Source organism: Rathayibacter sp. AY2B3 (genome assembly GCF_002931755.1).
Lineage (GTDB): Bacteria > Actinomycetota > Actinomycetes > Actinomycetales > Microbacteriaceae > Rathayibacter.
Map to the genome: position 1 here is coordinate 1 of NZ_PSUG01000076.1, position 8,995 is coordinate 8,995.

An 8,995-nucleotide genomic window follows, 5' to 3' on the forward strand; every position below is an offset into this window, starting at 1 on the left:
CTTCCTCGCCTCCGTCTCGGACCCCGACGGACCCGACGGACTCGACCCCGACTGGTACGGCCGCTGGCGACAGCTCCCCGACGAGCTCCGGAACCCCCTCCGCACCTACACGATCCGCGCCGTCCGCCCCGAGGACGCCGAGGTCGACATCGACTTCGCCGCCCACGGCGACACCGGACCGGCCTCCGCCTGGGTCGAGACCGCCCGCCCCGGCGACCAGATCGTCATCATCGCGCCCGACACGCGCTCCGACCTCCCCGGCGGCGGAGTCGAATTCCACCCCGGCGCCGCCACCTCCCTCCTCCTCGCCGGCGACGAGACGGCCGTCCCCGCCATCGCCGCGATCCTCGAGAGCCTCGACGCCGACGCCACCGGCGCCGCGTTCCTCGAAGTCCCCACCGCCCTCGACCGCCTCCCGCTCCGCCACCCCGCCGGCGTCCACGTCACCTGGATCGTCCGCACCGACGCGGCAGCCCCCGGAGCAGCCCTCGGCGACGCCGTCCGCGCCTGGGCCGGCCGCTTCCTCACCGCCCACCACCGCGGCGTCGACGTCAGCGACATCGACGTCGACCACGAGATCCTCTGGGAAGTCCCCGAGGAGAGCCGCGACCCCGGCCTCTACGCCTGGATCGCCGGCGAAGCGGGCGCCGTGAAGCTGATCCGCCGCTGCCTGGTCACCGAACTCGGACTCGACCGGAAGCGGGTGGCGTTCATGGGGTACTGGCGCCTCAACCGCCCAGAGTCCAACTGACCCGGAGCGCCGCAGGGCGACGTTCTGCGGCGTTGTCGTCGGGCGCGATACCGCCGGTATCGCTTCCTCCTCCGCCTTGCAGAACGACGCCCTGCGACGCTCCGGGCGCTGCTCGTCGGGGGGCGGCGCGCCACGGGCGCGACCGCGGGGGACGGCGCGCCAGAGGCGCGGCCTCGGGCGCGCTGCTGAGAGCGCAGCACTCGGGGAGGGCGGATCGAGAGCCGCCGGGAGAGCGCCTGGGCGCTCCGCGCCGCACCCGCGCCGAGTCGGCGGCAGCGGGGAGCGGCAGCGGGCTACAGGGTGGGGGAGACGCCGACGAGACGGCTGGAGAGGGTCCAGAGGTCGTGTGCGAGAGCGCGGTCGCGGGCCTGGGGGTTCAGGGAGCCGTGCGGCGTCAGCTGGTCGAAGTAGGTGCCGCTGGCGGCGCCGACGTCGGGCTCGGAGGCGAGCGTGATCAGCGGCACCGCACCCGCCTCGGCGGAGATGCCGAAGGAGCCGACCGAGAGGCTCGTCATCAGCTTCATCATCGTGCTGTCGGCGCCGAAGCTCGTCGAGACGACGCCCGGATGGAACGAGTAGGCGTCGACGGACGTCGTCAGCAGGCGCTCCGCCAGCTCGCGGATGAAGAGGATCGTCACCAGCTTCGACGTGCCGTACGCCCGCCAGCCGCCGAGCCACGGGCCGCGGCGGTTGTCGAGGTCGTCGAGCTTCAGACGTCCGAAGCGGTTCGCGAGGCTCGCAGTGGAGACGACGCGCACACCGGGCCGCTCCCGCGAGGTCTCGATCATCCGCGGGAGCAGGAGACGGGTGAGCAGGAACGGCGCGAGATGGTTGCTCTGGATCGTCCGCTCGTGGCCGTCGACCGTCTCGGCGCGATGCGAGACGAGCCCGCCCGCGTTGTTCGAGAGGACGTCGATCCGCTCGTAGCGCTCGAGGAGGCCGTCGGCCAGGGCGCGGACGTCGTCGAGCCGGTCGAAGTCGGCCAGGAAGGCGTCGCCGCCCACGTCGGCGGCGACGGCGCGGGTGCGCTCGGGGTTCCGCCCGACCACGGCCACGCGGGCCCCGGCGGACGCCAGCGCTCCCGCCGCGACCCGGCCGATGCCGGAGCTCGCTCCGGTGAGGACGACGACGCGCCCCGTCATGTCAGTGACCACGGAGATATCCGCCCTTCTCGAGACCGGCTTCGATCTCGAATCGATTGCGCAGCGGATCGCGACCCGCCACCGTGTACGCGAACGGGAACCACATCCCGTAGAGCCGCCACTGCTCCTTGTGCACGGCCTCGTGCTCGAGGACGCTGTCGGAGACGTTGGTGCCCGTGAGGTAGCTCGTGCCGACGCAGGACCCTCCGCGGCCGAACGCCCAGGAGGGCAGACCGGTGAAGACGACGAGACCGTGGCTGCGCCGGATCGGGCCCGTGCTCCACAGCGCGCCCCACGCGAGTCCGACTGCGCACGCGAAGAGGTAGCCCGGCCGGGTGATCGCCGGATCCAGGGCCACCGTCGCGACGGCTCGGCGGAGCGCGCTCACGCGCTGTCGCGCCCGTAGGTCTCGAGCAGCCGCAGCCAGACCTCGCTGATCGTCGGGTAGGAGGGGACCGCGTGCCAGAGGCGCGAGAGCGGCACCTCGCCGACGACGGCGATCGTCGCGGAGTGGATCAGCTCGCCGACCTCCTTGCCGACGAACGTGACCCCGAGGACGACCTGGCGATCCTCGTCCACGACCATCCGCGCGGTGCCCCTGTAGCCGTCGGCGGCGAGCGCGGCGCCGGCGACCGAGCCGATCTCGTAGTCGACCACGCGGGTGCGGTAGCCGGCCTTCTCGGCGGCCGCGGCGGTGAGGCCGACGGACGCGACCTCGGGGTCGGTGAAGACGACCTGCGGCACGGCCTCGTGGTCCGCGGTCGCGACGTGGGCGCCCCAGGGGGCGTCGTGCACCTCGGCGCCCGCGGCGCGCGCGACGATCACGTCGCCGGCCGCACGGGCCTGGTACTTGCCCTGGTGCGTGAGCAGTGCGCGGTGGTTCACGTCGCCGACGCCGTAGAGCCACGGACGCTCGCCGCCGAGGGGAGCTCCGTCGTCGCCGAGGACGAGCATCGTGTCGTCGACGGTCAGCGAGGAGCCGGGCTCGAGGCCCACCGTCTCGAGACCGACATCGCGGGTGTGCGGGGCCCGGCCGGTCGCGGCGAGCACCTGGTCGGCCTCGATGACGTCGCCGCCCTCGAGCGTCACCGTCACGGTGCCGTCGGACCGGCGCTCGACCGAGACGGGCGAGTCGCCGAGGCGCAGGTCGACGCCGAGCTCCTGGAGCGCTGAGCCGACGAGCTCGCCGGCGAAGGGCTCGAACGGGGCGAGGAGTCCGCTGCGGGCGACGAGCGTGACGGAGGAGCCCATGCCGGCGTAGGCGGTCGCCATCTCGGTCGCGACGACTCCGCCGCCGATGACGACGAGGCGCGGCGGCACCTCCTCGGCCGAGGTGGCCTCGCGGCTCGTCCAGGGTGACGCGGCGCGCAGGCCCGGGATGTCGGGGACGACGGCGGTGGTGCCGGTCGCGACGGCGACGGCGGAGCGGGCGCGGAGCACGCGCACCTCGCCGTCGGGTCCGGTCACGGTCACCTCGCGCTCGCCGCTCAGGCGGCCGTGCCCGCGGACGAGCTCGATGCCGGCTCCCTCGAGCCACTGCACCTGGCCGTGGTCGTCGAAGTGGCTGGTGAAGGAGTCGCGGCGGGCCAGGAGCGCGGGCACGTCGACTCCTCCGCTCACCGCCTGCGCCGCGCCGGGGAGATCACGGGCGGCGCGGAGCGCCATCGGCGGCCGCAGCAGCGCCTTCGAGGGCATGCACGCCCAGTAGGAGCACTCGCCACCGACGAGCTCGCTCTCGACGACGGCCGCGGTGAGGCCGCCCTGGACCGCGCGGTCGGCGAGGTTCTCGCCCACCGGCCCGGCTCCGATGACGATGACGTCGAACTCGTCGGTCGTGCTGCTCATGCTGTCTCCCTGGGGTTCTCGGAGGCGTCGAGCCCCGTCGTCGGTGGGTGCGCGGCGGTCAATGCGCCGGCACGATCTCGGCCCGCCAGCCGTCGTAGCGGCCGCCGTGGCTCTCGACCGCGTCGATGACCTGGCGGAGGAACGCGGTGGTCGACTGCTCGTCGACCGCGGCGTGGTGGCTCGCGACCAGGACCTGCCTCAGCCGGAGCCGCGAGATCGCGATCTGGAAGCCGGAGGCGACGAGGACGCGTCCGGCGCGCCGTGCGGTGCTGCGGCGGGAGAACACGGCGAAGTGGTCGACCTCGCGCAGCTCCCACACCTGGTCGCCGTAGCGGAGCCGGATCTCGAGCTGCTGCGCGGCCCGCTCCTGCTGCGCCTCGAGGGAGGAGCTGCCGGGCGCCGTGACGGTGGTGCTCTCATCGCTCATCGGCCGGTGAACTCCGCCGTGGTCCGCTGGAGGAAGGCCTCGGTGCCGATGCGCGCGTCCTCGGACGCCGCGAGACGCGCGAGCGCCCCGGGGAGCGCGGCCGCGGCCTCGGCGTCGGACGCGGCGACGGCGAGCCGGGCACTGGCCAGGGCGGCCTGCACGGCGAGCGGCGCCTGCGCGGCGATCCGAGCGGCCAGCGCCCAGGACGCCTCGGCGACCGACCCGTCGGGGACGACCTGCTGCACGAGGCCGATGCGGTGGGCCTCCTCGGCGTCGAAGAGGTCGCCGGTGAGGATCCAGCGCATCGCGTCGCCCCAGCCGACGGCGCGGGGGAACCGCAGCGTCGCTCCGCCGAAGGGCAGGATGCCGCGGGCGACCTCGATCTGGCCGAAGCGGGTGGACCGCTCGGCGAGCACGACGTCGCTCGCGAGCGCGAGCTCGATGCCGAGCGTGAGGCAGGTGCCCTGGAGGCCGATGACGACCGGCTTGCTCACGGGCCGGGTGCGCAGGCCCCAGGGGTCGAGGCCGCCCTCGGGCACGAAGTCGAGGCCGTCGGAGCCCAGGCGGGGCCCAATGTCGGCGAGGTCGAGCCCGGCCGTGAAGTGCTCGCCCTCGGCGAGGACGACGCCGGCGCGCAGCTCCGGGTCGCGGTCGAGCTCGCCGTACGCGGAGGCCAGCTCGGAGAGGAGCCGCAGATCGGCGGCGTTGCGCTTCTCGGGCCGGTCCAGCACGATCGCGAGCACGGGCCCGCGCCGCTCGGTGCGCACGCGCGGTCTCTCGTCGCTCATCGTTCCTCCGCTCGGTCGCGTCCGACCATCTTGCCGGGTGCCGCCGACACGCGCTCGGGCTTGCGCGCCGATGGCAGGGCTCTCTCAGGCCCCGCGGGACAGAGCACCGAGGAGGCGGAGGATCGTGGGCAGGTCGTCCTCGGCCGCGGTCGGCGACGACGGGGCGAACGAGGTGACGCCGGCGCCCGCGAGCGGGAAACGGGACCGGAGGGCGTCGAGGCTCGCGACGAGGCGGGAGGCGGGCACGCCGAAGGGCACCGGGTCGAACAGCCCGGCGAGATCGGCGGGGTCGAGCACGTCCAGATCGAGGTGCACGTAGACGGAGGCGGCACCGGTCGCCTCGACCGCCGCGACGAGCGAGTCCGGGTCGAGGGCGTCCGCGGTCAGCACCGCGGCTCCCCGCTCGACCAGCGGCTCGAGCTCGCCGTCGTCGGCGGAGCGGACGCCGGCGAGGACGACGCGCTCGTCGGCCACGCGCTCCTCGGCGCCCGCGCTCAGGAGGCCGACGCCGCGGCCCAGCGCGGCCGAGAGGACCATGCCGCAGAAGGCGCCGCTGGGGGAGGACTCGGGAGTGTGCGCGTCCGGGTGGGCGTCGAGCCAGACCAGCGCGACCGGGCCCGGTGCCGAGCGCACCGCGTGCCCGATCGCCGCGAACTCGACGCCGCAGTCGCCGCCGATCGTGATCACGGGGTCGGTGCGGCCCGAGAGGGCCTCGCGCACCCGCTCGGCGACGGTGGCGACCGAGGCGTAGCGGCGGATGCCGGTGTCCTGGGCGTCGCCCGCCTCGGCGGGGATGTCGAGGGTCGTGGTGGCGGAGGAGGGCAGATCGCCCCGGATCGCCTCGGCTCCGTCGACGAGGCGCATCGCGCGCGTCGACGCCGAGCCCTGCCACTGGGGGACGACGAGGAAGGAGGCCATGTCCCTCACTATGGCACGTGCGCCGGTGCCGGGTGCCTGCGCGCTCAGGCCGCGGGCAGGCCTCCGGGGACGGCCGCGGGGCGGAGCGACGGGGGTGCGCCGTCGAGGTCGACCAGCGCCTCGTCGAGCGCGGAGCGGGCGCGGTCGGCGGCGGCGCGGGCCTCGTCCAGAGCGCCGGCCGGATCGGCTGCCGCGCGGCGCACCGCGGTGTCCAGCTGCCCGAGGGTCTCCTCCGCGAGGATCCGGGGTGCAGCGGTGATGCGCTCGCCGTGCACGGCGGCCAGGAGCAGCACCGACTCGGCGCCGAGCCGGGCCGCGGTGCGCGCCGCCTCGAACAGGAGGAGCTGGCGCTCGGCCTGGGCGCGCGGCTCGCGGTACCCGGACACGACGGCGTCCAACGCGGAGTCGGCGTCGAGCAGCAGGACCAGGAGCGCGGCCGGATCGTGGCGGGCGCCGGCCGACCGGGCGTCGTCGGCGTCCAGGAGGAGCGACCGTGCCGCGGCGCACGCGACGGCCACGTCGGCGGCGGAGGCGAGCTGAGCCGAGGTACGCAGGTCGGAGAGGGTGGCGGCCCGCTCCAGGTCGTCCCGCACGGAGCGCTCGACGCGGCTCAGCTGCACCTCGGCGCGGGTCAGGAGCCCGACCAGCGAGTCGACCGCGTCGAGGAGGGCGCCGGGATCGGGGGAGCCGCCGGCGGCGACGTGCTCGACGGCCTCGCGCAGCGGTCGGACCCGGCGCTCGGGAGTGGTCCCGGCGAGGACGGAGACCTCGGAGCGCGCCTGCTGCACGCGCTCCGGGACGGACGGGCTCGGCGAGGTCACTCCGTGATCGTACGGCCGGAGTGTGACACCGCGTGACACGGCGGTTCGACCGGCGGCGGCGGCGTCCCCAGGATGGAGTCATGACCCGCTCGCTCGCCATCGTCGAGGTCGCCCGCGTGCGACCGGGCCGCGAGGAGTACCACGCCTACGTGCAGATCCTGAACGGCCGCATCCTCGCCCTCGCCCACGAGCGCGGCTGGCGGGCGGAGCGCTTCGCCGCCGAGGAGCTGGGCACGGAGGAGCTGCTCGCTCGGACGGCGGGGGCGGACGCCCTCGTCCTCGCGGGCGGCGAGGACATCGCTCCCGAGCAGTACGGAGCCGACCGCGGCTATCCGGCCGAGGGCCCCCACGCGGAGCGCGCCGACGCGGCCCAGATCGCGCTGGTGCACCGGGCGCTGGCCCGTCGGACCCCGCTGCTGGGCATCTGCCGCGGCCTGCAGATCGTCAACGTCGCGCTGGGCGGCACGCTGGTGCAGGACCTGGGTCCGGAGGCGGAGCACGTCAACGCGTCGGCCCCCGCTCACCAGCGCATGCACCGGCACGAGGTCGGGCTCGCGGCGGGCTCCGTGCTCGGCGGGCTCTTCGGGTCCGAGGCGCTCGCGGTGCAGAGTGCGCACCACCAGGCGGTCGACCTGCTCGCCCCCGGGCTGCGGGTCGTCGCGCGGGCCGAGGACGGCGTGATCGAGGCCGTCGAGCACGTCGCGGCCCCCCTCGTGGGCGTGCAGTGGCACCCCGAGGACCCGGACGCTCCCGCCGGTCAGCTGGCGACGCTGCTCGACGGGCTGGCGCTGGCCGCCGCCCGCGGGGAGTTCGCGCTGCCCCTCGCCGCCTGAGCGGCCGGGGCTCCCCGCGGGCGACCGGGCTCAGCGGGCCAGTCGGGCCATCCACGCCTCGATGTCGTCGGCCGAGCGCGGGATGCCGGCCGAGAGGTTCTCGGCGCCGTCTGCGGTGACGAGCACGTCGTCCTCGATCCGGACGCCGATGCCGCGCAGCTCCTCCGGGACCGTCAGGTCGTCGGGCTGGAAGTAGAGGCCGGGTTCGATCGTGAAGACCATGCCCTCCTCGACCAGTCCGTCGAGGTACATCTCGCGCCGCGCCCGGGCGCAGTCGTGCACGTCGAGCCCGAGGTGGTGGCTGGTGCCGTGGACCATGTAGCGGCGGTGCTGCTGGTTGTCGGCCTCGAGCGCCTCCTCGGCGCTGACCGGCAGCAGGCCCCACTCGGCGGTGCGGCGCGCGATGACGGCCATCGCCGCGGCGTGCACCTCGCGGAAGCGGATGCCGGGTCGGACGATCGCGAACGCGGCGTCGGCCGCCTCCCGCACCGTCTCGTGCACCCGGCGCTGGGCGTCCGTGTACCGGCCGTCGACCGGGAAGGTGCGCGTGATGTCGGCGGTGTAGTAGCTGTCCTGCTCGACGCCGGCGTCCAGCAGCACCAGCTGGCCGGGGCGCACCGGCCCGTCGTTGCGCGTCCAGTGCAGGATGCAGGCGTGGGGGCCCGCCGCGGCGATGGTGTCGTAGCCGACCGCGTTGCCGTCGGCGCGCGCGCGTCCGTTGAAGACGCCCTCGATCAGGCGCTCGCCCTTCTCGTGGGCGACGATGCGCGGCAGGTCGGAGAGGACGTCCTCGAAGCCGCGGCCCGTCGCGTCGACGGCGGCGCGCAGCTCGGCGATCTCGTACGCGTCCTTGACCAGGCGGAGCTCGGCGATGTCGCGCTCGAGCGCCGCGTCGCGGTCCGCCCGCTCGTCGGCCTCGACCGCGTCGAGACGGCCGGTCACCGCCGGGTCGGCCTCGCGCAGCACGGCGACGGGGACGCCGTCGTGCGCGTCGAGGACCGCGTCGAGCTCGGCGATCCCGCGGGTGGCGAGGCCGAGATCGCTCGCGACCTGCGCGAGCGACGGACGCGGCCCGATCCAGAACTCGCCGATCTCGGGGTTGGCGTAGAACTCGTCGGAGTCGCGGCCCGCGCGCTCGCGGAAGTAGAGCGTCGCGCTGTGGCCGGACTCGGCGGGCTCGAGGACGAGGACCGCGCCGGGCTCGGAGTCGGAGCCCCAGCCGGTGAGCCAGGTGAAGGCCGAATGCGCACGGAAGGGGTAGTCGGTGTCGTTCGCGCGCTGCTTGAGGCGGCCCGCCGGGACGATGATGCGGACGCCGGTGTGCAGCGCGGAGAGGCGCTCGCGGCGGGAGGCGGCGAAGGACGCCTGCTCACGCGGAGCGGGCAGCGGCTCCTCCCTCTCGGCCCAGCCGGACGCGATGAAATCGCGGAAGCGGTCGGAGGCGGGGGTCGTGGAGCGGTTCGCGGTGGC

10 protein-coding genes are annotated in these 8,995 nt (G+C 75.2%); 2 read left to right on the plus strand and 8 right to left on the minus strand.

Annotated features, from left to right (window positions below; translation table 11 throughout):
• Positions 1-751 (plus strand): siderophore-interacting protein (locus C5C24_RS16995; RefSeq protein WP_104305533.1); only part of this gene is annotated, 751 nt, incomplete at its 5' end.
• Between the two features lie 293 nt (positions 752-1,044).
• Here C5C24_RS16995 and C5C24_RS17000 read toward each other — a convergent pair.
• From C5C24_RS17000 to C5C24_RS17030, 7 genes are all read right to left on the minus strand, one after another.
• Entirely contained in the window at positions 1,045-1,905 is an 861-nt protein-coding gene (locus C5C24_RS17000) for an SDR family NAD(P)-dependent oxidoreductase (protein ID WP_258065349.1), read from the minus strand.
• On the minus strand, positions 1,895-2,281 hold the full coding sequence (locus C5C24_RS17005) for a Fe-S oxidoreductase (RefSeq protein ID WP_104227423.1): 387 nt from the start codon (positions 2,279-2,281) through the stop codon (positions 1,895-1,897). The genes C5C24_RS17000 and C5C24_RS17005 overlap by 11 nt, the downstream gene beginning before the upstream one ends.
• Positions 2,278-3,738, minus strand: coding sequence for an NAD(P)/FAD-dependent oxidoreductase (locus C5C24_RS17010; RefSeq protein WP_104305535.1), 1,461 nt, complete (start codon positions 3,736-3,738; stop codon positions 2,278-2,280). The genes C5C24_RS17005 and C5C24_RS17010 overlap by 4 nt, the downstream gene beginning before the upstream one ends.
• A gap of 58 nt (positions 3,739-3,796) precedes the next feature.
• Positions 3,797-4,165 carry a ribonuclease E inhibitor RraB gene (locus tag C5C24_RS17015; RefSeq protein WP_104277876.1) on the minus strand — a complete coding sequence of 123 codons (369 nt, stop codon included), beginning with the start codon at positions 4,163-4,165 and terminating at the stop codon, positions 3,797-3,799.
• Positions 4,162-4,953: a crotonase/enoyl-CoA hydratase family protein gene (locus C5C24_RS17020; RefSeq protein WP_104305536.1), complete on the minus strand. Its 792-nt coding sequence runs from the start codon at positions 4,951-4,953 to the stop codon at positions 4,162-4,164. Before C5C24_RS17020 ends, C5C24_RS17015 begins: the two co-directional genes overlap by 4 nt.
• 84 nt (positions 4,954-5,037) lie before the next feature.
• Positions 5,038-5,871, minus strand: a complete 834-nt coding sequence (locus tag C5C24_RS17025; protein WP_104280760.1) for an arginase family protein — start codon at positions 5,869-5,871, stop codon at positions 5,038-5,040.
• 44 nt (positions 5,872-5,915) lie between these two features.
• A complete protein-coding gene (locus tag C5C24_RS17030) occupies positions 5,916-6,692 on the minus strand; it encodes a hypothetical protein (protein ID WP_104280759.1) in 777 nt (258 codons plus the stop codon).
• Positions 6,693-6,772: 80 nt separating this feature from the next.
• Here C5C24_RS17030 and C5C24_RS17035 point away from each other — a divergent pair, with 80 nt between their 5' ends.
• The gene (locus tag C5C24_RS17035) at positions 6,773-7,525 is read left to right on the plus strand and encodes a gamma-glutamyl-gamma-aminobutyrate hydrolase family protein (protein WP_104280758.1); all 753 of its coding nucleotides are present in this window, start codon (positions 6,773-6,775) and stop codon (positions 7,523-7,525) included.
• Positions 7,526-7,555: 30 nt separating this feature from the next.
• On the opposite strand, the gene C5C24_RS17040 is transcribed toward C5C24_RS17035, so the two are convergent.
• On the minus strand, positions 7,556-8,995 hold a 1,440-nt coding region (locus C5C24_RS17040), incomplete at its 5' end, for an aminopeptidase P family protein (protein WP_104305537.1).